Source organism: Streptomyces sp. NPDC051133, from assembly GCF_040682635.1.
Taxonomy (GTDB): domain Bacteria; phylum Actinomycetota; class Actinomycetes; order Streptomycetales; family Streptomycetaceae; genus Streptomyces.
This window is the reverse complement of the sequence record NZ_JBFBBK010000008.1, coordinates 158,220-184,398: the sequence shown is the minus strand read 5'-3', so window position 1 is coordinate 184,398 and position 26,179 is coordinate 158,220. Positions and strand designations below refer to the sequence as shown.

Sequence of the window (26,179 nt, the reverse complement as noted above, 5' to 3'; positions counted from 1 at the left end):
AAGGTGTGTCGTCGGTCACCCGGTGCGCTCTCCCTCGCACGGAGGGAATACCCACTCAACGTCTTGCGGAAGCAGCTTGTTCCATGCATGGCGTGGTCGAATCCCTTCGGGAGTGGCCGGAGTTGTCGGTTCCGGGGTGCGGGGCCGGTGTGCGGGCAGCCCTGTGGGACGCTCGTGCGATCATCACGCAGAGCGATGGTTCGGGCGGCTTGTGTCACTCCGGGTGCGGCCGGTTCCGGTCGTCCGCGTGCCGGGTGCCCCCTGTTCCGGTCGAGCGCTCGTACCCGAGGGGGTGGGGGTGGAAACCCGGGAGCGGTCGAACGCGGGCGGAATGTGGGCGGAGGTAGGGTCGGGGGTGTTCAACCGCCGCTGGTGCGGACCCGGCTGGCCCGTGTGGCGCCGGGCCGTCCGGCGAACCGACGGCAGGAGAGGTGACCGTGCAGCAGGAGGCCCCGGGCGGCGAGGCGCTGGAGGTCTGGATCGACCAGGACCTGTGTACCGGCGACGGGATCTGTGCCCAGTACGCGCCGGAGGTGTTCGAGCTGGACATCGACGGGCTGGCCTATGTGAAGGGCGCGGACGACGAGCTGCTGCAGGCGGCGGGGGCGACGGCGCCGGTGCCGCTGCCGTTGCTGGCGGACGTGGTGGACTCGGCGAAGGAGTGTCCGGGTGAGTGCATTCATGTGCGCCGGATCGCGGACGGGGTAGAGGTGTACGGGCCCGACGCGGACTGAGTGCGTCGCGTCCCGGTCAGACGCTGTGGGTGTCGTCGGTGGTGGAGCGGAGGAATGCGGTGCCGTTCCATCGCCAGGTGACGGGTGTCTTCAGGTCGGGGCAGCAGTTGGGTACGGCGTCCGAGGAGTAGCCGAGCAGGGTTGCGTGGACCGTCTTGGCGCGGACGGTGAAGTCGGTGACGGTGAGCCGGTCCTTGGGGTCGACGAGGGTGGCGACGATGCGTGGGGTGCCGCCGTCGGTGGGGCGGGTGAGGATGTAGACGCCGTCGGGTGGGGTGCCCATGGCGGAGTCGCAGTGGACGATGGCGGCGGTTTCCGGTCGGCCGTCGCCGTCGAGGTCTCCGGTGGCTTTCTTCGCGACGACGGCTTTGACGGGTCCGCATTGCAGGGGGAAGGCCACGCCGGTGGTGCCGGGGGGTGCGACGGCGGCGGGGGCGGGGGTGGTGCGCGGGCCGGTGGCGGTCTGGGCGGCGGTGGCCGGGCTTGGCTGTACGACGGAGGAGAGGGCCACGACGCCGGCGACGGCGGTGGCGGTGGCGGTGGCGACCCAGTGGATGGGCCGGGTGTGGGTGTGGGCGAGCTCCGGAACGGCGGATTGCTGCACTAGGAGTTTCTCCTGTGAGGGCTGTGCCGGTGGGGTGGCCAGCATGGTGCCACACGTCACAGTGCGGGGGAACGGCGGGGTCCGGGATTTCCGCAGGCTGTGCGCCGTGTCGGGGTGTTCGGGAGCACGGGTGGGCGGGGTCCTGGTGCTCTGTCAACGGACGGGCGCCGTGCCCGGGTTCCCGTGGGGGGTGGGGAACTCGGGTACGGCGCCCGTGTGTTGTGTTCGGTGGGGGCCGGTCAGCGGCCGGCGCCGCCTTCGGCGTTGGGTCCGGCGTAGTCCTCGCCGTAGGCGCCCTTGGCGGGGCGGCGGCGGCGCATGGGCGGCTCGACGCCGTCGGCGAGGCGGCGGGCGGTGAGCAGGAAGCCGGTGTGGCCGATCATCCGGTGGTCGGGGCGGACGGCCAGGCCCTCGATGTGCCAGTTGCGGATCATGGTTTCCCAGGCGGTCGGCTCGTTGAAGCAGCCGATCTCGCGGATGGACTCGACGGTCCGGGCGAGCTGGGTGGTGGTGGCGACGTAGCAGCAGAGGATGCCGCCGGGGACGAGTGCCTTGGAGACGGCCTCGAGGCATTCCCAGGGGGCGAGCATGTCGAGGATGACGCGGTCGACGTCGGTGTCGGACAGGTTGTCCTGGAGGTCGCCGACGGTGAGCTGCCAGGCGGGGTGGGGGCCGCCGAAGTAGCGCTCGACGTTGGCTTGCGCGATCTCGGCGAAGTCCTCGCGGCGCTCGTAGGAGTGCAGCATGCCCTGGTCGCCGATGGCGCGCAGCAGGAAGCTGCTGAGCGAGCCGGAGCCGACGCCGGCCTCGACGACGCGGGCGCCGGGGAAGATGTCGGCGAAGGCGAGGATCTGCCCCGCGTCCTTGGGGTAGACGACGGCTGCCCCGCGGGGCATGGACAGGACGTAGTCGGGGAGCAGGGGGCGCAGCGCGAGGTAGGCGACGTTGCCGGTGGTGCGGACAACGCTGCCCTCGGGAGCGCCGATCAGTTCGTCGTGCGGGAAGGAGCCCTTGTGGGTGTGGAAGTTCTTCCCGGCTTCGAGCGTGAACGTGTAGTGGCGGCCCTTGGGGTCGGTCAGCTGTACCTGGTCCCCGACCTTGAAGGGCCCGCGCCTGCGGGCGGCACCGGTCGGTTCGGACATGTGACCAGCCTACCGGCAGCCGGGCGGGCCGCCGACCACTAGCTGGGGCGGGCCATGGCCCTCACGAAGGCGCGCTCGACGTCGGCGGCGGAGAGGACGCCGTAGATCTCGCCGGTCTCCTCGACCACCAGGTATTCGGTGGCGGGGGTGGCTCGCAGGGCGTCCAGCAGGTCTTCTCCGGCGAGCTCCGCGGAGACGCGCATGCCGTCGGTCAGTTCCTGGGCGAGGCCGCTGACGTCGACCCAGGGGCGGCGGTGCTCGGGCACGCCGACGATGGCGGATTCGCGGACGAGGGCGAGGGGGTGGCCTTCGGCGTCGACGACGACGAGGGCTCGGGCGCCGGCGGCGTTGGCGCGGCGCAGGGCTTCGGAGAGCGGGGTGTCGGTCTCTACGGGTACGGCGCGCCGGGTGAGGGTGCGGGCGCGCAGTTCGGGGAGGTGTTCGCGCAGCCGGGCCATGCGCAGGCTGTTGCCGGCGCCGGTCCAGATGATGGCGGCGAGGATGGCGGCGAGCAGGGCGTCGGTGACGGTGTCCATGCCGCCCGTGTCGGCGTTGTTGCCGCCGAGGGCGCCGGACTGGTTGAGCAGGGGCAGGCCGATGAGGACGGAGACGGCGAGGGCGCGGCCGACCCAGGCGGCGGCGACGGTGCCGCTCATCGGTTTGCCGGTGATCTTCCAGACGACGGCGCGGAGCATGCGGCCGCCGTCGAGGGGGAGGCCGGGCAGGAGGTTGAAGATCGCCACGATGAGGTTGGAGATCATCAGGCCGGCGAGGAGGACGCCGGGGACGGTGCCGGGCTCGACGGGTTTCATGGCGAGGTAGAAGAGGCCGGCGAGGACGAGGGAGAGCAGGGGGCCGACGAAGGCGAGCACGAATTCCCGGCCGGGTGTCTCGGCCTCCTTCTCGATCTCCGAGACGCCGCCGAAGAACTGCAGCTGGATGCGGCGGACGGGGAGCTTGAAGCGGATCGCGGCGACGGTGTGGGCCAGCTCGTGGACCAGGACGGAGGCGTAGAAGGCGACCGCGAAGAACAGGGAGACGAGGTAGCGGGCGGCGCCCAGTTCGGGCAGCACCCGGTCGAGCTGGCCGCCGAAGACCCAGGTGATCAGTGCGGCGACGAGGAACCAGCTGGGGGCCACGTAGACCGGTACGCCGAAGGGGCGGCCCATGAGGATGCCGCCGCCGGGTTCCCTGGGCCTGGGCTGCGGGGGTTCGCCTTTGGCGATGCCGGAGTGGGCGAGGGAGCGGTGTTCGTGTGCGGGTTCGTCCGGGGGCCGGTGTGCGGAGGGGGCGCGGTGGGGGGCGTCGGTGCCGGTGCCGGTGTCGTCGGTGTCCGGGGCGGGGTCGGTGTGGGGGGTGTCTTCGGGGGGTTCCGGGGTGTCGGGGGGCGTCGGCCCGGGATGGCCGGTGGGTCCGGTCGCCGGGGTCGTAGGACCTGCGGGGTGCTCGGCCGGCTCGTCGTTGCCGGACCGCGGCTGCCCGCTCCCGCCGCTCACGTCCACGGTGTCCCCTCGTTCGAAGCGTCTTCCGTGCCTGCCGGACGGAAGGGTCTCTGGTCGATGGTATGCGGCGGTGGTGGCGTGTTTCGCCCCGGCACCCCTTGTGTTCGCCCTGTGGTCGTGCGGTGGGTGCGGGCCGGGGACTGGGTGACTGTCAGTGGTGGGCCGTAAGGTCTGTGGTCATGGACAGCAGCATCGAGGACACGGAAGCCGTGGAGGACGGGGCCGGGCGGCCGGACCCGGCTGCCCGGCCGCAGCCGACTCCCTCAGGGCCGGTGTCGGTACCGGGCCCCTCGATGGCCGCGCCGACAGAGGTGGTCGAGCGGGGGGAGGCCGCTCCCGGAGCGGAGGGGCCGGCCCGCGGGGGGCGTGGCGCCGGTGCGCCCACCTCGCTCTCGCCCTCTCGGGCCAGTGACTTCATGCAGTGTCCGTTGCTGTACCGGTTCCGGGTGATCGACCGGCTGCCGGAGAAGCCGAGCGAGGCGGCGACCCGGGGCACGCTGGTGCACGCGGTGCTGGAGCGGCTGTTCGACGCGCCGGCCGGGGAGCGGACCGCGCCGCGGGCGAAGGCGCTGATCCCGGGGCAGTGGGACCGGCTGCGGGAGAGCAGGCCCGAGGTGGGCGAGCTGTTCGCCGACGATCCGGACGGTGAGCGGCTGGCCCGGTGGCTGACCGAGGCCGAACGGCTGGTCGAGCGGTGGTTCACGCTGGAGGATCCGACGCGTCTGGAGCCGGCCGAGCGGGAGCTGTTCGTCGAGGCGGAGCTGGAGTCGGGGCTGCGGCTGCGCGGGATCATCGACCGGGTGGACGTGGCGCCGACCGGCGAGGTGCGGATCGTCGACTACAAGACGGGCAAGGCGCCGCGGCCCGAGTACGCCGAGGGTGCGCTGTTCCAGATGAAGTTCTACGCCCTGGTCGTCTGGCGTCTGAAGCAGGTGATCCCGCGCCGGCTGCAGCTGGTCTACCTGGGCAGCGGGGACGTGCTGACGTACGACCCGGTCCCGGCCGATCTGGAGCGGGTGGAGCGCAAGCTGCACGCGCTGTGGCAGGCGATCGGGCAGGCGACGGAGAGCGGGGAGTGGCGGCCGCGGCCGACCAAGCTGTGCGGCTGGTGCGACCACCAGGCGCACTGCCCGGAGTTCGGCGGCACTCCCCCGCCCTATCCGCTGCCGGTGAGGGCGGCGGAGTCGGGCGGTGCGGCGCAGGGCAGAATGGGGCCGGACTAGCGAAGGAGTGTCACGTGGCCATCCGCGTCCTACTGGTCGACGACCAGCCCCTGCTACGTACGGGTTTCCGGATGATCCTGGAGGCGGAGCAGGACATCGCGGTCGTGGGCGAGGCCGGTGACGGCCTGCAGGCCCTCGATCAGGTACGGGCCCTGCAGCCGGACGTCGTCCTGATGGACATCCGTATGCCGCGGATGGACGGGGTGGAGGCAACCCGGCAGATCACCGGTCCGGACCGGTCGGGACCGGCGAAGGTGCTGGTGCTGACCACGTTCGACCTGGACGAGTACGTGGTGGAGGCGCTGCGGGCGGGGGCGAGCGGCTTCCTGCTGAAGGACGCGCCCGCCAATGAGCTGGTGCAGGCGATCCGGGTGGTCGCGGCGGGCGAGGCGATGCTGGCGCCGAGTATCACGCGTCGGCTGCTGGACAAGTACGCCACGCATCTGCCGTCCGGTGAGGAGCCGGTGCCGGACACGCTGAACACGCTCACCGACCGTGAGGTGGAGGTGCTGAAGCTGGTGGCGCGCGGGTTGTCGAACGCCGAGATCGCGGCGGATCTGTTCGTGAGTGAGACGACGGTGAAGACGCATGTGGGGCATGTGCTGACCAAGCTGGGGCTCCGCGACCGGGTGCAGGCGGCGGTGTACGCCTATGAGAGCGGTCTGGTGCGCCCCGGCGCGCAGTAGGCCGGGCCGGTACGGGCGAAGGGCGCCCCTCCCGCGTGGGAGGGGCGCCCTTCGCCGTCGTACGGGCCGGGCCGTGTCCGGTGTCAGCTCTTGCTGAGTTCCCAGAACCGGAACACCGTCGAGGCGTCCAGGCAGTACTCCAGGCCGTAGACGCCGTCGCGGGCGACCGCGTACTGCTTGGCCTGCCAGACCGGCAGGACGGGCAGTTCGGCGGCGACGATGTTCTGCAGCCGGCCGAAGTCCTTGTCGGTGGCGGCGCGGTCGCTCTGCGCGGCCGTGCCGGGGATGAGGGAGCCGGTGATGGTGCTGTTGCTGTAGCGGTTGTCCAGCACGTTGCCCTTGCCGAAGAAGGGGGCGGTGAAGTTGTCGGCGTCCGGGTAGTCGGGCACCCAGCCCTTGACGTACACGCCGTACTTGCCGGCCGCGATGTCCTTCTCGTACTGGTCGAAGGCGACGGACTTCACGTCGGCGTCGAACAGTCCACTGGCGTTGAGCTGGCCGGCGATGGCCTTCAGTTCCTCGTCGGTGGCGGGGCCGTAGCGGGACGGCGTGGACCACAGGGTGAGCTTGGCCTTGCCGGTGACGCCGTCGGCGCGCAGTGCGGCGGCGGCCTTGGCGCGGGAGGGGCGGGCGCCGTAGGTGTCGAAGAAGGCCGTGTTGTGGCCGACGATGCCCGCCGGGATGATCGAGTACAGCGGGGTGGCGGTGCCCTGGTAGACGTTCTTGATGAGGGCGTCGCGGTCGAGGAGATAGGCGATGGCCTTGCGGACGCCGAGCTTTCCGGCGACCGGGTCCTTCATGTTGAAGACCAGGTGCTGGACCTCGGCGCTGCTGCCCTCGATGACGTCGACGCCCTTGCTGTCGTCCTGCTTGTCGAGGCCGGCGATGTCGGAGGCGGACAGGCCTCGGTAGGCGATGTCGACGCTGCCGTCGAGGAGGGCCTTCTTCAGGGCGGTGCGGTCGCCGTGGAAGAACTTCAGGGTGACGCCGGAGTTCTTGACCTTGGCGGTGCCCTTGTAGTTGCCGTTGACCGAGAAGACGGCCTGGTCGTCGTCGAAGGAGTCCAGCTCGTAGGGGCCGGAGCCCACGGCCTTGTGGTCGGCGCGCAGGCCGTTCGCGTCGTACTGGCGGTGGTCCACGATGGAGCCGGCGCCGGAGGCGAGCTTGCTGGGGAAGGTGGCGTCGGGGACCTTCAGGTGGAAGACGACCGTCTTCGCGTCCGGTGTCGCGACGTCGCCGAGCATCGGGAACATGATCGCGGGCCCGGCGGGGTCGTTGATCTTCAGCATGCGGTCGAAGGAGAACTTGACGTCCGCGGAGGTGAGGGCGTCACCGTTGCTGAACTTCAGGCCGTCCTTCAGCTCGCACTGGTAGACCATGGCCCGGGTGTCGGTGAAGGTGCACTGCTTCGCCAGTTCGGGCTGGGGTTCGGTGCCGCCCTTGGGGAAGCTGAGCAGCGACTGGAAGACGTTGTCGAACAACAGCCAGGAGCCGGGGTCGTAGCCGGACGCCGGGTCCGTGGCGAGGACGTCGTCGGACATCCCCAGCACCACGGAGGAGCCGGTACCCCCGGAATCACCGGTCTCCGAGCCGCAGCCGGTCAACAGGCCGGAGGCCAGTCCCGCCACGATGGGCAGGACTGGCCACTGGTTGCGCATGTTCACTTGAAATGTGCCTTGTCGTCGGTTCGTCCTCCCGGGGCCACCGTCCTGGCCCCGGGTTCCGGGGCAGCCGTCCCTGTTCCCCGGATGAGAGAGCCGTCAGCCGCTCACACCGCGGCCGAGCTCCCACAGCTGAAGCGTCGAGGAGGAGTTGAGGGCGTAGGCGGTGCCCGTGATGTCGTCCCTGGCGGCGACGTACTGCTTGCCCTGCCACAGCGGCAGGACCGGGACGTCCTCTGCGACGGTGTCCTGGATGGCGGTCAGGCTCTTGGCGGCGCTGAGCCGGTCGGCCTCGCGGCGGGACTGCGGGATCAGCGTGCGCTGGATGGTGCTGTTGGAGTACGGCGAGCCGAGGAAGTTGTCCTTGTCGAGGAAGGGCGCGAGGAAGTTGTCGGCGTCCGGGAAGTCGGGGAACCAGCCCATGCCGTAGACGTCGTACTGGCCCTTCTGCTCGGCGGGCCGGAAGGTTTCCCAGGGGTGGCCCTGGATGGAGACGTCGAACAGGCCGCTGCCGTTGAGCTGCTTCTGCAGGATCTCGAACTCCTGCTTGGTGGCCGAGCCGTAGTGGTCGGTGGTGTAGTGCAGGGTCAGCTTCACCGGGGTGGTGATGCCGGCCTTGGTGAGCAGGTCCTTGGCCTTGGCGGCGCTGGGGTTGCCGTACTTGTTGAAGAACGAGTTGGAGTGGCCGGTGACCGTGGCCGGGACCAGCGAGTACAGCGCCTCGGCCTGGGTGCCGTAGACCTTGGAGACCAGTTCGCCGCGGTTGATGAGCTGGGCCATGGCCTGGCGCACGGCCTTGGACTTCACGGTGGGCGCGTTGGTGTTGAAGGCCAGGTAGCGGATCTCGAGGCCCGGCATGTCGACCAGGTCGGCGTTCTTGTCGGTGCCGGCGTCCAGCTTCTGGATCTGGGCGGGCGACATGGTGCGGGTCATCACGTCGATGTCGCCCTTGTCGATGGCGGTGCTCATGGCCTCGGCGCTGTCGAAGGAGCGCAGCACGACCTTGTCGTTGTTCACCGTCACGGAGCCCTTGTAGGAGGGGTTCTTCGTGAAGGTGGCGTCGACGATCGCGTTGCCCTTGACGTCCGCGTGGAAGGTGTAGGGGCCGGAGCCGTCCACGTCGAAGCCGTCGCGCAGCTTGTCCTTCTCGTAGTCCTGCGGGTCGATGATGCCCGCGACCGGAGTGGACAGCTTGTACGGGAAGGTGGCGTCGGCGGTCTTGAGGTGGAAGATGACCTCGCGGTCGCCCTGCGTCTCGATGGTGTCGATGGTGTTCAGCAGGGCCGACACGCCACTGTCGGCCTTGATGCGCAGGGCACGCTCGATGGAGAACTTGACGGCCTGCGCGGTCACCGCGTCACCGTTGGCGAACTTCAGTCCGTCGCGGAGCTTGCAGGCGTAGCGCTCGCTGCCGCTGTCGGTGAAGGAGCAGCTCTCGGCGGCGTCCGGGACGGGGTCGCCCTCGCCCTTGGGCTGGGCCATCAGGGTCTGCACGGTCTGGCGCAGGATGTTCCAGGTGCCGACGTCGTAGGCGTAGGCCGGGTCGACGGGCGCGGGGGCGTCCTGGGTGGCGGTGAACCGGTCCGTGGTACCGACGACGATGGCGTCGCCGCTCTTGCTCCCGCTGTCGGATCCGCCGCACGCGACGAGAACCGGGGTGAGCAGGCCGGCCACCGCCGGCAGCACCAAAGTCTTGCGGTTCATGCGGGAGTTTCTCCAGAGCTGTTCGGGTCCGTGTAACCGGCATGCAGGGGTGGTGCGGCGGCTCACGGGAGGTGCGGCGATGTTCTCGCGATGAGATTAGTCCGCGTCCGCAGGGGGGTTCACAGCCCCGTGAGTTGACCCCTCATCACGCAGAGAAACCGGTTGCGGACACACCGAAAACCCGACAGCGGCAGGATTAGTGCAGCATCCCACCAATCGGGACACAAGGATCCACCGATCCCGCACGAACGGGATGCTTCAGCACGCCCGGACCGGCCTTGTCGAGCCCGGTCGGCGTGGGAAACGTCACACTTCCAACTGTGCGGCCGGTCAGTGGAATTCGGCCGGGCGGCCCGCCGGGCATTTCCCCCGGGTGTACTTCCCCGGAAATGTGTCCGACTCCGCCGATGAACGCTTCGTACGCTGGGTGAACGGCTAGCCCATTTCCGTCATCAGGCCGCGCAGGAATGCCAGGTCGACCTCTTCCAGGGAGGTGACCACGGTGCGCCCGGCGGCCGGGCTGATGGGCGCAATGGAGGGGACGGCGACGACCCGGCAGCCCGCGGCCTCGGCGGCGGCGACGCCGGTCGCGGTGTCCTCGACGACGGCGCATCTGGCGGGGGCCGCACCGAGCTTGGCGGCGGCGAGGAGGTAGGGGTCGGGGAAGGGCTTGGTGCGTGAGACCTCGTCACCCGCGATGGAGAGGTCGAAGTGGTGGGGACCGAGCACGGTCAGCACACGGTCGATGATGCGCCGGTGGGAGGCGGAGACCAGGGCCGTGGGGATGGCGTGCTCGTGCAGCTCGGCGAGCAGCCTGGCGGCGCCCGGCATCAGCGGCAGGGCCCGGCCGATCCGGTCCTCGAACCCGTCGTTGAGCAGCACCGTGAGGTCGGCGAGGGTGATGTCGGCACCGGTGGCCTCGATGAGGAAGCCGGCGCTGCGGGTCATGGGGCCGCCGACCACGACGTGCCGCCAGGACTCGTCCAGGGCGTGGCCGAGCGCCCCGAAGACCTCGACCTCGACGTCCCACCAGAATCCCTCGGTGTCCACCAGGGTGCCGTCCATGTCGAGGAGCACCGCCTCCAGGGCGGAGCCTTCGGCCGTACGGGTTCCGAGCGCGGGGACCGTACTGGTCATCCGGGCGCACCTCCTCAAGGGACGACCAGGCCGGTTCCCGTGCGGGGAACCGGCCTGCAGTGGACCGACCAGTGTACGACGTCGCCGCCCGAAGCGCCTCGTTTATCACTCGCGCCCGGGGGTACCCCTTGGAACACCCCCGGCGCAGGCCAGAGGCGCGTCGGTGTGCCCCCGGGGCCCATGCCGTGAGGGCCCGGCACCGCGGACGGCGCCTCCGCCCCCCGAAGGGCTCAGAGGGCTCAGCGGGCGTTGAAGTACTTCGCCTCCGGGTGATGGATCACGATCGCGTCCGTGGACTGCTCCGGGTGCAGCTGGAACTCCTCCGAGAGGTGGACGCCGATCCGCTCCGGCTCCAGCAGCTCGGCGATCTTGGCCCGGTCCTCCAGGTCGGGGCAGGCGCCGTAGCCGAGGGAGAAGCGGGCGCCCCGGTACCTGAGGGCGAACATGTCCTCCATGTCGGCCGGGTCCTCGCCGCCGAAGCCCAGTTCGGCGCGGACGCGGGCGTGCCAGTACTCGGCGAGCGCCTCGGCCAACTGGACGGACAGGCCGTGGAGTTCGAGGTAGTCGCGGTAGGCGTTGGCCGCGAAGAGCTGCGCGGTCTCCTCGCCGATGCGCGAGCCGACGGTGACGACCTGGAGGCCGACCACGTCCGTCTCGCCCGACTCCTCCGGGCGGAAGAAGTCGGCCAGGCACAGCCGCCGGCCGCGGCGCTGGCGCGGGAAGGTGAACCGGGTGCGCTCGTTGCCCCGCTCGTCAAGGATGATCAGGTCGTCGTCCTTGGACACGCAGGGGAAGTAGCCGTAGACCACGGCGGCTTCGAGGAGGTTGTCGGTCTGCAGCCGGTCGAGCAGACCCCGCAGGCGCGGGCGCCCCTCGGTCTCCACCAGTTCCTCGTACGTGGGCCCCTCGCCGGTGCGGGCCTGCTTCAGCCCCCACTGGCCCTTGAAGAGGGCGCCTTCGTCCAGCCAGGACGCGTACTCCTTGAGCTGGATGCCCTTGACGATCCGGGTCTCCCAGAACGGCGGGACCGGCACCGGGTTGTCGACGGCGACGTCGGAGCGGACGTGTCCCTCCTCCGGGCGCTCCTCGATCTCGACCGTGGCCGCGGGCCGTACCCGGCGCTGCTTGAGTTCGGGCAGCTGCGCGCCGGGCACGCCGCGCTTGACGCCGATGAGGGCGTCCATCAGGCGCAGGCCCTCGAAGGCGTCGCGGGCGTAGCGGACCTCGCCCTCGTAGATCTCGTGCAGGTCCTGTTCGACGTAGGCGCGGGTGAGGGCGGCGCCGCCGAGGATGACCGGGAAGCGGGCGGCCAGGTTGCGCTGGTTGAGCTCCTCCAGGTTCTCCTTCATGATCACCGTGGACTTCACCAGCAGCCCGGACATGCCGATCACGTCGGCCCGGTGTTCCTCGGCGGCCTCCAGGATCGCCGAGACCGGCTGCTTGATGCCCAGGTTGACCACGTTGTAGCCGTTGTTGGACAGGATGATGTCGACCAGGTTCTTGCCGATGTCGTGCACGTCGCCGCGCACCGTGGCCAGCACGATCGTGCCCTTGCCCTCGGCGTCCGACTTCTCCATGTGCGGCTCGAGGTAGGCCACCGCGGCCTTCATCACCTCGGCCGACTGCAGGACGAACGGCAGCTGCATCTGGCCGGAGCCGAACAGCTCGCCGACCACCTTCATGCCGTCGAGCAGGGTGTCGTTGACGATGTCCAGGGCCGGACGGTCCTCAAGGGCCGCGTCGAGGTCGGCTTCGAGGCCGTTGCGCTCGCCGTCGATGATCCGCCGCTTCAGCCGCTCCTCCAGCGGCAGCGCCGCCAGTTCCTCGGCCTTGCCCGCCTTCAGCGACTTCGCCGTGGCGCCCTCGAACAGCTGCATCAGCTTCTGCAGCGGGTCGTAGCCCTCGCGGCGGCGGTCGTAGATCAGGTCGAGTGCGGTGGTGACCTCTTCGTCGCTGAACCGGGCGATGGGGAGGATCTTGGAGGCGTGGACGATCGCGGAGTCCAGGCCGGCCTTGACGCACTCCTCCAGGAACACGCTGTTGAGCAGGATGCGGGCGGCCGGGTTCAGGCCGAAGGAGATGTTCGACAGGCCCAGCGTGGTCTGCACCGCCGGGTGGCGGCGCTTGAGCTCGCGGATCGCCTCGATGGTGGCCAGGCCGTCCTTGCGGGACTCCTCCTGACCGGTGCAGATGGTGAAGGTCAGGGCGTCGATGAGGATGTCCTCCTCGCGGATGCCCCAGTTCCCGCTCAGGTCGGCGATCAGCCGCTCGGCGATCTCCACCTTCTTCTCCGGCGTGCGGGCCTGGCCCTCCTCGTCGATGGTCAGCGCGATCAGCGCCGCCCCGTGCTCCCGCGCCAGCCGCGTGACCTTGGCGAAACGGGAGTCGGGGCCGTCGCCGTCCTCGTAGTTCACCGAGTTGATCACCGCACGGCCGCCGAGCTTCTCCAGGCCCGCCTCGATGACGTCGACCTCGGTGGAGTCCAGGACGATCGGCAGCGTGGAGGCGGTCGCGAAACGCCCCGCCAGCTCCTCCATGTCGGCCACCCCGTCGCGGCCGACGTAGTCCACGCACAGGTCGAGCATGTGCGCGCCCTCGCGGATCTGCTCCCGGACCAGTTCCACGCAGTCGTCCCAGCGGCCCTCCAGCATGGCCTCGCGGAACTTCTTCGACCCGTTGGCGTTGGTGCGCTCGCCGATGGCCAGGTAGGAGGTGTCCTGCCGGAACGGCACCGACTGGTACAGCGACGCCGCCCCCGGCTCGGGCCGCGGGTCTCGCTCGCCCGGGGTCAGGTCCCGGACGCGCTCGACGACCTGGCGCAGGTGCTCGGGGGTCGTACCGCAGCAGCCGCCGACCAGCGACAGGCCGTACTCGCGGACGAAGGTCTCCTGGGCGTCGGCCAGCTCGGGCGCGGTCAGCGGGTAGTGGGCGCCGTCCTTGCCGAGGACCGGCAGGCCCGCGTTGGGCATGCAGGACAGGGGGATGCGGGCGTTGCGGGCGAGGTAGCGCAGGTGCTCGCTCATCTCGGCCGGGCCGGTGGCGCAGTTCAGGCCGATCATGTCGATGCCGAGCGGCTCCAGCGCGGTGAGCGCGGCACCGATCTCCGAGCCCAGCAGCATCGTGCCGGTGGTCTCGACGGTCACGGACACGATCACCGGCAGGTCCAGGCCGAGTGCGGCCAGGCCGCGCCGGGCGCCGAGCACGGCCGCCTTGGTCTGCAGCAGGTCCTGGGTGGTCTCGACGAGCAGTGCGTCGGCGCCGCCGGTGACCAGGCCTTCGGCGTTGCGCTGGTAGGCGTCGCGCAGGGTGGTGTAGGGGGCGTGGCCGAGGGTGGGCAGCTTGGTGCCGGGGCCGATGGAGCCGAGGACCCAGCGGGGGCGGCCGTCCTTCGCCGTGAACTCGTCGGCGACCTCGCGGGCGACCCGGGCGCCGGCCTCGGACAGCTCGTGCACCCGCTCGGGGATGTCGTACTCGCCGAGCGCGGAGTGGTTGGCCCCGAAGGTGTTGGTCTCGACGCAGTCGACGCCCACGGCGAAGTACGCCTCGTGGACGGAGCGCACGATGTCGGGGCGGGTGAGGTTGAGGATCTCGTTGCAGCCCTCGAGCTGCTGGAAGTCGTCGAGGGTGGGGTCCTGGGCCTGGAGCATGGTGCCCATGGCTCCGTCGGCCACCACCACTCGGGTGGCGAGTGCGTCTCGGAGCGCGGACACGCGGGTCCGGCTGTCGGTCGTGGGGGACGTGGGCAACGAGGCCATGAAGGGGCTCCCTGGGCTGCGACGGCTGTCGGCTATGCGGCTTCCCCGTCGGCCGGGGATGCCGCACGGCGCCAGAGTAACCGGGAGTCGGCTTGGATGGGCACCGGCGTCCACGAGGCGGACGGGGGTGGTCCGCGCGATCACCCGCCGGCGTGGCCCGGGGGTGGCCCGCGCGCCACGTCCGGGCCACGTGTGATGTAACAGGTGTCGTCCGACCATTAGCGGGAGGTCGGCATGGACCGGTAGTGTTCGACATTGCCGAACGGCGGGTAGCGGGACGCGGGACGGTGCACGACAGGGGTCGGCACCGGCGGGCGGCGCGCACCGGCGTTCGCCGGCAGTCGATGGAGCGGAGGCAGAACGGCGATGGCACGGAACATCCAGTCGCTCGAACGGGCGGCCGCGATGCTGCGGCTGCTCGCGGGCGGCGAGCGGCGGCTCGGCCTGTCGGACATCGCCTCCTCGCTCGGCCTCGCCAAGGGCACCGCCCACGGCATCCTGCGCACCCTCCAGCAGGAGGGGTTCGTGGAACAGGACGACGCCTCCGGCCGCTACCAGCTGGGCGCGGAGCTGCTCCGGCTCGGCACCACGTATCTGGACGTGCACGAGCTGCGCGCGCGGGCCCTGGTGTGGACCGACGACCTGGCCCGGTCCAGCGGGGAGAGCGTGTACCTGGGCGTGCTGCACCAGCAGGGCGTGCTGATCGTGCACCACGTCTTCCGGCCGGACGACAGCCGGCAGGTGCTGGAGATCGGGGCCATGCAGCCCCTGCACTCCACGGCGCTGGGCAAGGTGCTCTCCGCCTACGACCCGGTGGCGCACAGCGAGGTGATGGAGGCGGACCGCAAGCCCTTCACGGACCGCACGGTGTGCGACGCCGGGGACTTCGAGCACGTCCTGGACGTCACGCGCGCGCGTGGGTACGCGGCCGACGTGGAGGAGACCTATGAGGGCGTGGCGTCCATCGCCGCGCCGATCCACGACCGGCGCCGCATGCCGGTGGGCGCGGTCGGCATCTCCGGCGCCGTGGAGCGGCTGTGCCGCGACGGCGAGGTGCGCCCGGAGCTGATCGCGGCGGTGCGCGACTGCGCCCGCGCGGTGTCCAGGGACCTGGGCGCGGGGCGCTTCTGAGGCCTGTGGGGCCCCTTCGGGGGGCGACCGGGACGCCGGGCGGCGTTCCGGTTCTCGCCATACCCTGAAGTGGACATAACGGGCGAGTAGGTACGTCAGCGAGCGAAGAGTGATAACCGGCAGCGATCAATAACGATCCTGTTTTCGATAACAGAACCCTTGACGCATGCGTAACGCCGAAGCAAGACTCCCGTCCATCGGTCGGCATTGTCGAACACCTACCGGCAATACGCGCTAGAGTGTGACAACGCCAAGGGCCGGCCATCGCTCTCACCCCCGAGGGCAGCCAGAACCCCCGGCGGGACCCGGGGTTCGGTAACCCTGGACGAAGGACAAAGGAGTCGCGGGTGTCCAGCTCCGACATCTTCATCGGCGAGACCATCGGTACCGCCGTACTCATCCTGCTCGGCGGCGGCGTCTGCGCCGCCGTGACCCTGAAGGCCTCCAAGGCGCGCAACGCCGGCTGGCTCGCCATCGCCTTCGGGTGGGGCTTCGCCGTCATGACGGCCGTGTACATCTCCGGACCCCTGTCCGGTGCCCATCTCAACCCGGCCGTAACCGTCGCCCTCGCCATCAAGAACAGCGACTGGAGCAACGTTCCGGTCTACTTCGCCGGACAGCTCCTCGGCGCGATGATCGGCGCGGCCCTGGTGTGGGTGGCCTACTACGGCCAGTTCCACGCGCACCTGACTGACAAGGAGATCGTCGGCGGTCCGGGTGCGCAGGCCACGACGGCCAAGGCCGTCGAGGCCCAGGAGAAGGGGGCCGGCCCGGTCCTCGGCGTCTTCTCCACCGGCCCGGAGATCCGCAACGCGGTGCAGAACCTCGCCACGGAGATCATCGGCACCGTCGTGCTGATCCTCGCGGTCCTCACGCAGGGCCTGAACGACAAGGGCAACGGCCTCGGCATCCTCGGCGGTCTGGTCACCGCACTCGTGGTGGTGTCGATCGGTCTCTCCCTCGGCGGCCCGACGGGCTACGCGATCAACCCGGCCCGTGACCTGGGCCCGCGCATCGTGCACGCCCTGCTGCCGCTGCCCAACAAGGGCGGTTCCGACTGGGCTTACGCCTGGATCCCGGTGGTCGGCCCGCTGATCGGCGGCGCCATCGCGGCAGGCATATACAACGTCGCCTTCGCTTAGACAGCACTTCCGAGCACGCGCCGTACGTAAAGCCCCTCACCACGGATCTCTCAGGAGCACACAGTGACCGACGCCCACACCGCAGGCCCCTTCATCGCCGCGATCGACCAGGGCACCACCTCGTCCCGCTGCATCGTCTTCGACCGGGACGGCCGGATCGTCGCCGTCGACCAGAAGGAGCACGAGCAGATCTTCCCGAAGCCGGGCTGGGTCGAGCACAACGCGAACGAGATCTGGACCAACGTCCAGGAGGTCGTCGCCGGAGCCGTCCAGAAGGCCGGCATCACCCGGGACGACATCAAGGCCATCGGCATCACCAACCAGCGCGAGACCACCGTGCTGTGGGACAAGAACACCGGTGAGCCCGTCCACAACGCCATCGTGTGGCAGGACACCCGCACCGACGCCCTCTGCCGGGAGCTGGGCCGCAACGTCGGCCAGGACCGCTTCCGCCGCGAGACCGGTCTCCCCCTGGCCTCCTACTTCGCCGGGCCCAAGGCCCGCTGGCTCCTCGACAACGTCGACGGCCTCAAGGAGCGCGCCGAGGCGGGCGACATCCTCTTCGGCACCATGGACACCTGGGTCATCTGGAACCTGACGGGCGGTGTCAACGGCGGCAAGCACGTCACCGACGTCACCAACGCCTCCCGCACCCTCCTGATGAACCTGCACACGATGCAGTGGGACGACAAGATCGCCGAGTCCATCGGCGTGCCGCTGCAGATCCTGCCCGAGATCCGCTCCTCCGCCGAGGTCTACGGCGAGGTCACCGGCGGCAAGCTCGGCGAACTGCTCGGCGGCATCCCCGTCGCCTCCGCGCTCGGCGACCAGCAGGCGGCCCTGTTCGGCCAGTGCTGCTTCTCCGAGGGCGAGACGAAGTCCACCTACGGCACCGGCACCTTCATGGTGATGAACACCGGTGACAAGATCATCAACTCCTACGCCGGTCTGCTGACCACGGTCGGTTACAAGATCGGCGACCAGCCGACGGTCTTCGCCCTCGAGGGTTCGATCGCCGTCACGGGCTCCCTGGTGCAGTGGATGCGCGACCAGATGGGCCTGATCTCCACCGCCGCCGAGATCGAGACCCTCGCGCTCTCGGTCGAGGACAACGGCGGCGCCTACTTCGTGCCGGCCTTCTCCGGTCTGTTCGCCCCGCACTGGCGCTCCGACGCCCGCGGTGTGATCGCCGGCCTGACCCGGTACGTCACCAAGGCGCACCTCGCGCGCGCCGTCCTGGAGGCCACCGCCTGGCAGACGCGGGAGATCGCCGACGCCATGGTGAAGGACTCCGGTGACGAGCTGGTGGCGCTCAAGGTCGACGGCGGCATGACCGCCAACAACCTGCTGATGCAGACGCTCTCCGACGTCCTCGACGCGCCGGTGGTGCGCCCGATGGTCGCGGAGACCACCTGCCTCGGCGCCGCCTACGCCGCCGGCCTCGCCGTCGGCTTCTGGTCCAGCACCGACGAACTGCGCGCCAACTGGCGCCGGGCCGCCGAGTGGACCCCCCGCATGGACGCGGAGACCCGCGACCGTGAGTACAAGAGCTGGCTCAAGGCCGTCGACCGGACCATGGGCTGGATCGAGGACGAGAGCTGAGCGGTCCCACCGGCTCAGACATCTCTGACGAGGAGTAAGTACCCGACATGACCAGTCAGTCCACCCTGAGTTCCGTGCCTGCCCTGGGGACGCACCCGGCCTCCGGCTCGAACCCGAGCCGGGCCGAGACCAGGGAGCAGCTCTCCAAGGCGTCGTACGACCTTCTTGTGATCGGCGGCGGCATCCTGGGCATCTCCACCGCCTGGCACGCCGCGCAGTCCGGGCTCAGGGTGGCGCTGGTCGACGCCGGCGACTTCGCCGGCGCCACCTCCTCCGCCTCCTCCAAGCTGCTCCACGGCGGTCTGCGCTACCTGCAGACCGGCGCGGTCAAGCTGGTGGCGGAGAACCACTTCGAGCGCCGTGCGGTCTCCCGCCAGGTGGCCCCCCACCTGGCGAACCCGCTCACCTTCTACCTCCCCGTGTACAAGGGCGGGCCGCACGGCGCGGCGAAGCTCGGCGCGGGCGTCTTCGCCTACTCCGCGCTCTCCGCGTTCGGCGACGGCGTCGGCCACCTGCTCTCCCCCGCCAAGGCGGCGCAGGACGTGCCCGAGCTGCGCACCGAGAACCTCAAGGCCGTGGCCGTGTACGGCGACGACCAGATGAACGACGCGCGGATGGCGCTGATGACGGTCCGCGCGGCCGTCGAGGCGGGCGCGGTCGTCCTCAACCACGCCGAGGTCAGCGGGCTGCGCTTCACGAACGGCCGCGTCACCGGCGCCGACCTCAAGGACCGGGTCTCCGGCGAGGAGTTCGGGGTGAACGCCCGCCTGGTGCTGAACGCGACGGGCCCCTGGGTCGACCACCTGCGCCGGATGGAGGACCCGGACGCGGCGCCGTCCATCCGCCTGTCGAAGGGCGCGCACCTGGTCCTGAAGCGGACCTCCCCGTGGAAGGCCGCCCTGGCGACCCCCATCGACAAGTACCGCATCACCTTCGCCCTCCCCTGGGAGGACATGCTGCTGCTCGGCACCACCGACGAGGAGTTCGAGGGCGACCCGGCGGACGTGTCCGTCACCGAGAAGGACATAGCCCAGATCCTGGACGAGGCCGCGTTCTCCGTCCGGGACCAGCAGCTGAAGCGGGACCTCATCACCTACGCCTTCGCCGGTCTGCGGGTGCTGCCGGGCGGTCCCGGTGACACCGCCAAGGCCAAGCGCGAGACGGTCGTGACCGAGGGCAAGGGCGGCATGCTGTCCGTCGCGGGCGGCAAGTGGACCACCTTCCGGCACATCGGCCGTACGATCATGCAGAAGCTGGAGGCGCTGCCGGGTCACCCGCTCGGCGACGACTTCGAGCCCATCTCCTCGCTGCCGAAGAAGCTGCCGCTGCCCGGTGTCGCCAACCCGCGCGCGGTCGCGCACCGCCTGCTGGTGGACAACCCGGCGCCCGGCCCGCGCATGGCCGCCGACACCGCCAAGCACCTGGCCACCCACTACGGCTCGCTGGCCTTCGACATCGCCCGCCTGGCCAACGACGACCCGGGGCTGGCCGAGCGCGTCCACCCCGACGCCCCGGAGATCTGGGCGCAGGTCGTCTGGGCCCGTGACCACGAGTGGGCCGAGACCCCGGACGACGTGCTGCGCCGCCGCACGACGCTGACCATCCGGGGCCTGGCCACGGACGAGGTCCGGGCGAAGGTGCGGGACCTGCTCGACAAGAAGTAGACCCGTGCGGCGGCCGGCCCCTCCCCCTGACCGGGACCGGCACCGCCCGCACGCCGGAACCCGCCGCACCGGGTCCGGAACCGCGGAAGGGGCGGTCGTCGCCGGATGAGGCCGCCCCTTCCGCCTGCCCCGGGACCGTTGTCGGTGCCGGGTGCTTCCATGGGGTCATGAACGACGACCAGGCCGATCCGGCGGAACTCGCGCTGGTGCGGGAGGCGTTCGGTGTCGACGACGGGGGCGGTCCGGCGCTGGGCCGGGAGGCGGTGCGGGCCTTCGCGGCGGAGCACGGCGGGGTGCTGCCCGAGCCGTACCGCACGTGCGCGGCGGAGGTGACCGACGGCTCGTTCGAGGAGCCGCCCACGCAGGCCGGACACCCGCACCGCGGTCACCTGTGGATGATCACCGGCGAGGGCGCGGCCCTCTTCGGCTCGGAGGCCGGCGGACGGGGGTGGTTCGGCGAGCGGCAACCGGACGCGTCGTCCGACCGGTTGGACGCGCCCGTGGCCGAGCCGCCGGTGGAGGAACCGGCCGCCGCCGATCCGGAGCCCCCGGTGCCCAGTTCGCTGCTCGACGGCTCCCCGCGGACGGGGGGTGTCCCACGGTGGCGAACGGGGCAGTGATCCGGTCACTCCCCCGTGCAAGGGGGCTGCGGGCGCCCCCGCCGGACGCCGTAAGGTTGGTGAGTCAAGCGAGGGCACGTCGGAAGGAGGCACTGGGTGATCGAGCTGGAGGGGGTTCCCGAGCTGATCGACCCAGTCATGGTGGCCGCGTTCGAGGGCTGGAACGATGCCGGTGACGCCGCCTCCACGGCGGTCGCGCATCTGGAACGCGAGTGGAAGGGCGAGGTGTTCGCGGCGCTGGACGCCGAGGACTACTACGACTTCCAGGTGAACCGCCCGACCGTGTTCATGGACTCCGGTGTGCGCAAGATCACCTGGCCGACGACCCGGCTGTCGGTGGTCCGTGTCGGCGGCGAGAAGCCGCGCGATCTGGTGCTGGTCCGCGGGATCGAGCCGTCCATGCGCTGGCGCTCGTTCTGCAACGAACTGCTGGGTTTCGCGCACGAGCTGGGCGTGGAGCTGGTGGTCATCCTGGGCGCCCTGCTCGGTGACACCCCGCACACGCGACCGGTGCCGGTCAGCGGGGTCACGTCCGACGCGGACCTGGCCCAGCGGATGGACCTGGAGGAGACCAAGTACGAGGGTCCGACGGGCATCGTCGGCGTCCTGCAGGAGGCGTGCACGCACGCCGGTGTGCCGGCGGTGTCGCTGTGGGCGGCCGTGCCGCACTACGTCTCGCAGCCGCCCAACCCGAAGGCCACGCTGGCGCTGCTGAACCGCCTGGAGGACCTGCTCGACCTGCGCATCCCGCAGGGCGAGCTGCCCGAGGACGCGCGCGCCTGGCAGGTGGGCGTGGACCAGCTGGCCGCCGAGGACAGCGAGGTCGCCGAGTACGTGCAGACGCTGGAGGAGGCCCGGGACACCGCGGATCTGCCGGAGGCGTCGGGTGAGGCGATCGCCCGCGAGTTCGAGCGGTATCTGCGGCGCCGGGACGTGGGGCCTCCGGGCGGTAAGCAGAGGCCTCCGGCCGCCGGCGGGGGGCCCAGGGAGGACGACGAGGACGGCTCGTCGGAGGACTGAGGGTACGACGAAGGGGCGCCTCCCGTGACCGGAAGGCGCCCCTTCGTCCTGCTGTCGATGTGATGCGGCTGCGGCCGCCGCGGCGGCCGGTCGTGCCCACGCGGCGGCAGCCGTACGTCAGAAGCGAAGCGGCCCCGCGCGCGCTGCGACGGGGCCGCTTCCCGGCGCCTTAGAGGGCCACCCCGAGCAGCGCGTCCACCGCGCGGGTGACCACGCCCGGGGCGCCCGTGTCGGTGCCGCCCTGCTCCTCCTGGCGGGCCGCCCAGCGGTCCACCGCCGCGAGGGCCGCGGGGGCGTCCAGGTCGTTCGCCAGGGCCTCGCGGATCTCCTCCACGAGCGCGTCGGCGGACGGGCCGTCGGGCCGGGAGACGGCCGCGCGCCAGCGGCCGAGGCGGGCCACGGCGTCCGCGAGAACCTGGTCGGTCCACTCCCAGTCGGCACGGTAGTGGTGGGCGAGCAGCGTGAGCCGGACGGCGGCGGGGTCGACGCCGTCGCGGCGCAGCCGGGAGACGAAGACGAGGTTGCCCTTGGACTTCGACATCTTCTCGCCGTCCAGGGCGACCATGCCGGCGTGGACGTAGGCCTTGGCCATGGGGAACTCGCCGGTGAGCACCTGGGCGTGCGAGGCGCCCATCTCGTGGTGCGGGAAGGCCAGGTCGGAGCCGCCGCCCTGGACGTCGAAGCCCATGCCGAGGTGGTCGAGGGCGATGGCCACGCACTCGATGTGCCAGCCGGGGCGGCCCCGGCCGAGCGAACCGCCGTCCCAGCTGGGCTCGCCCTCACGGGCCGCCATCCACAGCATCGGGTCCAGCGGGTTCTTCTTGCCCGGGCGGTCCGGGTCGCCGCCGCGCTCGGCGGACAGCAGCCGCATCGCGGCCGCGTCGAGGTTCGAGACTCCGCCGAAGTGCGGGTCGGACTCGACGGAGAAGTAGATGTCGCCTTCCAGCTCGTAGGCCGCGCCGAGTTCGCGCAGCCGCTCCACGAGCGGGACGATGCCGGGTATCGCCTCGACGGCGCCTATGTAGTGCTGCGGCGGGAGCATCCGCAGGGCGGTCATGTCCTCGCGGAAGAGGGCCGTCTCCTTCTCGGCGAGGGCGACCCAGTCGACGCCGTCCCGCTCGGCCCGCTCCAGCAGCGGGTCGTCGACGTCGGTGACGTTCTGGACGTAGTGGACCTGCCGCTTGGTGTCGAGCCACACGCGCTGAACGAGGTCGAACGCGTTGTAGGTCGCCGCATGACCCATGTGGGTCGCGTCGTACGGCGTGATGCCGCAGACGTAGATGCGGGCGACGGGACCGGGGTCGAGGGTGACCAGGCCGCCGGTCGCGGTGTCGTGGATCCTCAGGTCGCGGCCCTGACCAGGCAGGGCGGGGACCTCGGAAGCGGGCCAGGCATGCATGTACATGAGCCTAACCGGCGTCGAGCTGCGGATACGAACGGGATCGCGCCGGATGGCCGGTCAGGCTCTCTTGTGGATCGCCGGCCGGTGTGCTCAGACCGGTGGCCAGGGGATCGCCGGCCACTCCCCGCCCGGCTCCGGGTGCAGGCCCGAGGTGAGCAGGGCGTCGACACGCGCGCGTGTGGCGTCGATCTCGCCCCGCGTGATGAGTGCGGCGAGCCGCTCGCCCAGCGCCCCGCCGAGGCCTTCCCGCAGCCCTTGGAGGGCGTCGACGGCCTCCGGCGTGAGCGGTTCCCCGGCCCAGCCCCACAGCAGGGTGCGCAGCTTGTCGTCGACGTGGAAGGTGACGCCGTGGTCGATGCCGTAGAGGCGGCCGTCGGCGGCGGGCAGCAGATGGCCGCCCTTGCGGTCGGCGTTGTTGATCACGGCGTCCAGGACGGCCATCCGACGGAGCCGCTCGTCGTCGGCATGCACCAGCAGTGCCGTACGCCCCTCGCCGACCTCGGCGAGGCCGATCGCCTTCCAGCCGGGCTCCGGTTCCTCGCCGTCGGTCAGGGCGAGCAGCTCGGCCTCGGCGAGGACGTCGATCCACAGCTGGCACATGCCCTCGCCGTACGGCCCCTCGCGCAGCACGGTCGGCGGTACGAGCCCCCAGCCGGTGGCCTCGGAGACCTGGTAGGCGGCCACCTCGCGGCCCGCGAGGGTGCCGTCGGGGAAGTCCCACAGCGGGCGTTCCCCGGCCACCGGCTTGTAGATGCAGGAGGCTTCCCGGCCGTCGTACGCGACCGTGCAGAACAGCGCCGCGTTGGACGCCTCGCGGATCCGGCCGCGCACGGTCAGCTCACCGTGCGCGAGCAGCTCGGCGGCTGCCGCGTCGGTGAGCGTCACGCTCCTCGGCGGTATCCGTTCTGGCGCGGACATACGTGTCCTTCCGGGTCGAGCGGGAGACTGCACAGCGGGCACGGCGGCCGCCCGGCGTTGACGATGTCGAGGGCGCGCTTGGCGAAGGCCCTGGCCTGCGCGCCGGTCAGCCGGACCCGCAGCATCGGGGGCCCGTTCTCCTCGTCCTGGAGCAGCCGCTCCTCGGCCTCGGCGAGGTCCTCCTCGGTGTCGGCCTCCAGCTCCACCAGGGCCTGCGCCTCGACGATCATGCGCTGTTCCTCGCCGTCCCAGGCCAGCGCCATGGTGCCGACCCGGAACTCCTCCTCGATGGGGGTCTCGAGGGGGGCGCTGTCGGAGATCTCCGTGGGCGCCACGGCGGGGACGGCCGCGCTGCCGCCGCTGCGCCGTACGACCTCGTCGAGCAGTTCGTCCATGCGCTCGGCGAGCGCGGCGACCTGGGTCTTCTCCAGGACCACGCTGGTCACCCGGGGGCCTGCGGTGGCCTGGAGGAAGAACGTACGGCGCCCGGGCAGTCCGACCGTGCCGGCGACGAAACGGTCCGGCTGGTCGTAGAGGAACACCTGACGGGACACGTCCTGTCTCCATTGGATTCGAGAGTCTGTGCGGTGCGGGCCATGCTGGTACGCCACGGGGTGGACCGCTTCACCCTACTGCGGGCGACGATCACGGTGCGCCCGCACCACCCCCGACCGGTGCGTCGCCCTCGCCGGGTTCCTCGCGCGGGGCGAGCGAAGCGAAATCGCCGGTGTCGCCGAGGCGAACGAGAAAAGGCCGCAGACGGGTGTAACGGATCGCGGTGACGGAACACGGCTCCACGGAGATCCGCTGGAAGAGGTCGAGATGGAGTCCGAGGGCGTCGGCGACGAGGGACTTGATGATGTCCCCGTGGGAGCACATGAGGTAGACGGCGTCGGCGCCGTGGTCGCGCTCCACGCGCGCGTTCCACTCGCGTACGGCCTCGGCGGCGCGGGTCTGCATGGCCCGCATGGACTCCCCGCCCGGGAAGGCGGCGGCCGAGGGGTGCGCCTGCACGACGTCCATCAGCGGCTCGTCCTTCAGCTCGGCGAGCTTGCGGCCGGACCAGTCGCCGTAGTGGCACTCCCCGATCCGCTCGTCGGTGTGGACGCGCAGGTCCGGGCGGGCCTCGAGCAAGGGGCGTACGGTCTCCTGGCAGCGCTGCAGGGGGCTGGTGACGACCTCGGAGAGCGGCAGGCCCGCGAGCCGGCCGGGCAGCGAGGCGGCCTGAGCGGCGCCGCGATCGTCCAGGGCGACGCCCGGCGTCCAGCCGGCGAGCACGCCCGAGGTGTTGGCGGTGGAACGTCCGTGCCTTACGAGGATCAGCGTGGGCATGCGGCCCAGGGTAGGCGTATCGAGGAATGCACCGGTGAACGGGCGAAAGGAGAAAGCGCTCTGTGATCGTGGACTGCGCCATCTACCGGCATGGCCATCGCACCGAGGGACCCGAGGACCTGTCCGACGCGCTCGCCGAGGCGCGGGCGGCGGGCGGGTTCGTGTGGATCGGGCTGCACGAGCCGTCGGAAAGGGAGTTCGACCTGGTCACCCGGGAGTTCGGGCTGCATCCGCTGGCGGTCGAGGACGCGCTCAAGGCGCATCAGCGGCCCAAGCTGGAGGTGTACGACGACTCGCTGTTCGTGGTGCTCAAGCCCGTCGTGTACGAGCCGGAGAGCGACACCGTGTCGGCCGGCGAGGTCATGGTGTTCACCGGCGACTCCTTCGTGGTGACCGTCCGGCACGGCGAGGGGTCACCGCTGGCGGCCGTACGGCGACGGCTGGAGGACGAGCCGGAGATGCTGGACAAGGGGCCGACCGCCGTGCTGTACGCGATCTCCGACGCCATCGTGGACCACTATCTGGAGGTGGCGACGGAGCTGGGGACGGACCTGGAGGAACTGGAGGCCGAGGTGTTCCGGCCGGAGGGCGGCGGCTCGCGGAACACCGCGTCGCGGATCTACGGCTTCAAGCGGCAGGTCCTGGAGTTCCGCCGGGCCACCGTCCCGCTGGCGCTGCCGCTGACCCGGCTGGCGGGGAGCGGCCCGACGGGCGGCGGGGTGCCGTTCGTGCACGACAAGGCGCGGCCGTTCTTCCGGGACGTGGGCGACCACCTCATGCGGGTCAACGAGTCCGTGGAGGCCCTGGACCGGCTGGTGTCGGACATCCTGTCGGCGCATCTGGCGCAGATGAGCGTGCGGCAGAACGACGACATGCGGAAGATCTCCGCGTGGGCGGCGATGGCCGCCGTGCCCACGATGATCGCGGGGATCTACGGCATGAACTTCGACCACATGCCGGAGCTGCACTGGCTGTGGTCGTACCCGGCGGCGATCCTGCTGATGGCGCTGCTGGAGGTGCTGCTGTACCGGCTGTTCAAGCAGCGCGGCTGGCTGTGAGGAGGCATACCGGCGGTCCGTTATCCGCGACATACCGCAGAGACCGGGTCGAATGCGGACGGGGAAGGGGCGCGACAGGGGTGCGGGCCGGCTCGGCCGAAAGAGGGAAGGGCGGGGTCGTAACCCCGGGGCCGCCGGAGCG

21 protein-coding genes are annotated in these 26,179 nt (G+C 71.0%); 10 read left to right on the top strand and 11 right to left on the bottom strand.

Annotated elements, in window-relative coordinates; all coding sequences use genetic code 11:
• The first annotated feature begins 431 nt into the window (after nt 1–431).
• Entirely contained in the window at nt 432–734 is a 303-nt protein-coding gene (locus AB0N17_RS11790) for a ferredoxin (protein ID WP_366011033.1), read from the top strand.
• A gap of 16 nt (nt 735–750) precedes the next feature.
• Here AB0N17_RS11790 and AB0N17_RS11785 read toward each other — a convergent pair whose 3' ends face one another.
• From AB0N17_RS11785 to AB0N17_RS11775, 3 genes are all read right to left on the bottom strand, one after another.
• Nucleotides 751–1,338: a hypothetical protein gene (locus AB0N17_RS11785; RefSeq protein WP_366011032.1), complete on the bottom strand. Its 588-nt coding sequence runs from the start codon at nt 1,336–1,338 to the stop codon at nt 751–753.
• 239 nt (nt 1,339–1,577) lie between these two features.
• A complete protein-coding gene (locus tag AB0N17_RS11780) occupies nt 1,578–2,480 on the bottom strand; it encodes a tRNA (adenine-N1)-methyltransferase (protein ID WP_366011030.1) in 903 nt (300 codons plus the stop codon).
• Between the two features lie 38 nt (nt 2,481–2,518).
• The gene (locus AB0N17_RS11775; RefSeq protein ID WP_366011029.1) at nt 2,519–3,982 is read right to left on the bottom strand and encodes a site-2 protease family protein; all 1,464 of its coding nucleotides are present in this window, start codon (nt 3,980–3,982) and stop codon (nt 2,519–2,521) included.
• A 179-nt stretch (nt 3,983–4,161) separates the two neighbouring features.
• On the opposite strand from AB0N17_RS11775, the gene AB0N17_RS11770 reads away from it, so the two are divergent.
• Together AB0N17_RS11770 and AB0N17_RS11765 are read left to right on the top strand one after the other, a co-directional pair.
• The gene (locus AB0N17_RS11770; protein ID WP_366011028.1) at nt 4,162–5,205 is read left to right on the top strand and encodes a RecB family exonuclease; all 1,044 of its coding nucleotides are present in this window, start codon (nt 4,162–4,164) and stop codon (nt 5,203–5,205) included.
• 14 nt (nt 5,206–5,219) lie between these two features.
• Nucleotides 5,220–5,891, top strand: a complete 672-nt coding sequence (locus tag AB0N17_RS11765; protein WP_228618649.1) for a response regulator transcription factor — start codon at nt 5,220–5,222, stop codon at nt 5,889–5,891.
• Nucleotides 5,892–5,974: 83 nt separating this feature from the next.
• Here AB0N17_RS11765 and AB0N17_RS11760 read toward each other — a convergent pair whose 3' ends face one another.
• From AB0N17_RS11760 to metH, 4 genes are all read right to left on the bottom strand, one after another.
• Complete coding sequence (locus AB0N17_RS11760) at nt 5,975–7,555, bottom strand: ABC transporter substrate-binding protein (RefSeq protein WP_366011027.1); 1,581 nt, start codon at nt 7,553–7,555, stop codon at nt 5,975–5,977.
• Nucleotides 7,556–7,651: 96 nt separating this feature from the next.
• Nucleotides 7,652–9,256 (bottom strand): ABC transporter substrate-binding protein, encoded by a 1,605-nt coding sequence (locus AB0N17_RS11755; protein WP_366011026.1) that lies wholly within the window; start codon nt 9,254–9,256, stop codon nt 7,652–7,654.
• A gap of 435 nt (nt 9,257–9,691) precedes the next feature.
• The gene (locus AB0N17_RS11750) at nt 9,692–10,393 is read right to left on the bottom strand and encodes an HAD family phosphatase (protein WP_366011025.1); all 702 of its coding nucleotides are present in this window, start codon (nt 10,391–10,393) and stop codon (nt 9,692–9,694) included.
• A 239-nt stretch (nt 10,394–10,632) separates the two neighbouring features.
• Nucleotides 10,633–14,148 carry a methionine synthase gene (gene metH, locus AB0N17_RS11745; protein WP_366011024.1) on the bottom strand — a complete coding sequence of 1,172 codons (3,516 nt, stop codon included), beginning with the start codon at nt 14,146–14,148 and terminating at the stop codon, nt 10,633–10,635.
• 366 nt (nt 14,149–14,514) lie between these two features.
• Here metH and AB0N17_RS11740 point away from each other — a divergent pair, with 366 nt between their 5' ends.
• The 6 genes from AB0N17_RS11740 to AB0N17_RS11715 all read left to right on the top strand — a co-directional run bounded on the left by AB0N17_RS11740 (nt 14,515) and on the right by AB0N17_RS11715 (nt 21,327).
• Nucleotides 14,515–15,279 carry an IclR family transcriptional regulator gene (locus AB0N17_RS11740; protein WP_366011023.1) on the top strand — a complete coding sequence of 255 codons (765 nt, stop codon included), beginning with the start codon at nt 14,515–14,517 and terminating at the stop codon, nt 15,277–15,279.
• A gap of 347 nt (nt 15,280–15,626) precedes the next feature.
• Nucleotides 15,627–16,421 carry an MIP/aquaporin family protein gene (locus tag AB0N17_RS11735; protein WP_366011022.1) on the top strand — a complete coding sequence of 265 codons (795 nt, stop codon included), beginning with the start codon at nt 15,627–15,629 and terminating at the stop codon, nt 16,419–16,421.
• Between the two features lie 63 nt (nt 16,422–16,484).
• The gene (gene glpK, locus AB0N17_RS11730) at nt 16,485–18,023 is read left to right on the top strand and encodes a glycerol kinase GlpK (RefSeq protein ID WP_366011020.1); all 1,539 of its coding nucleotides are present in this window, start codon (nt 16,485–16,487) and stop codon (nt 18,021–18,023) included.
• 47 nt (nt 18,024–18,070) lie between these two features.
• Entirely contained in the window at nt 18,071–19,687 is a 1,617-nt protein-coding gene (locus AB0N17_RS11725) for a glycerol-3-phosphate dehydrogenase/oxidase (protein WP_366011019.1), read from the top strand.
• Between the two features lie 167 nt (nt 19,688–19,854).
• Nucleotides 19,855–20,307, top strand: coding sequence for a hypothetical protein (locus AB0N17_RS11720; RefSeq protein ID WP_366011018.1), 453 nt, complete (start codon nt 19,855–19,857; stop codon nt 20,305–20,307).
• Nucleotides 20,308–20,403: 96 nt separating this feature from the next.
• Entirely contained in the window at nt 20,404–21,327 is a 924-nt protein-coding gene (locus tag AB0N17_RS11715) for a PAC2 family protein (protein WP_366011017.1), read from the top strand.
• Between the two features lie 169 nt (nt 21,328–21,496).
• On the opposite strand, the gene mshC is transcribed toward AB0N17_RS11715, so the two are convergent.
• From mshC to AB0N17_RS11695, 4 genes are all read right to left on the bottom strand, one after another.
• Nucleotides 21,497–22,726, bottom strand: a complete 1,230-nt coding sequence (mshC, locus tag AB0N17_RS11710; RefSeq protein WP_366011016.1) for a cysteine--1-D-myo-inosityl 2-amino-2-deoxy-alpha-D-glucopyranoside ligase — start codon at nt 22,724–22,726, stop codon at nt 21,497–21,499.
• Nucleotides 22,727–22,819: 93 nt separating this feature from the next.
• Nucleotides 22,820–23,647, bottom strand: coding sequence for an SCO1664 family protein (locus AB0N17_RS11705; RefSeq protein WP_366011015.1), 828 nt, complete (start codon nt 23,645–23,647; stop codon nt 22,820–22,822).
• A complete protein-coding gene (locus tag AB0N17_RS11700; protein WP_366011014.1) occupies nt 23,611–24,201 on the bottom strand; it encodes a DUF3090 domain-containing protein in 591 nt (196 codons plus the stop codon). Before AB0N17_RS11700 ends, AB0N17_RS11705 begins: the two co-directional genes overlap by 37 nt.
• A 91-nt stretch (nt 24,202–24,292) precedes the next feature.
• The gene (locus AB0N17_RS11695; RefSeq protein WP_366011013.1) at nt 24,293–24,979 is read right to left on the bottom strand and encodes a histidine phosphatase family protein; all 687 of its coding nucleotides are present in this window, start codon (nt 24,977–24,979) and stop codon (nt 24,293–24,295) included.
• A gap of 62 nt (nt 24,980–25,041) precedes the next feature.
• Between AB0N17_RS11695 and corA the strand changes: the two genes are divergently transcribed.
• Entirely contained in the window at nt 25,042–26,037 is a 996-nt protein-coding gene (corA, locus tag AB0N17_RS11690; protein WP_366011012.1) for a magnesium/cobalt transporter CorA, read from the top strand.
• The last annotated feature ends 142 nt before the right edge of the window (nt 26,038–26,179 follow it).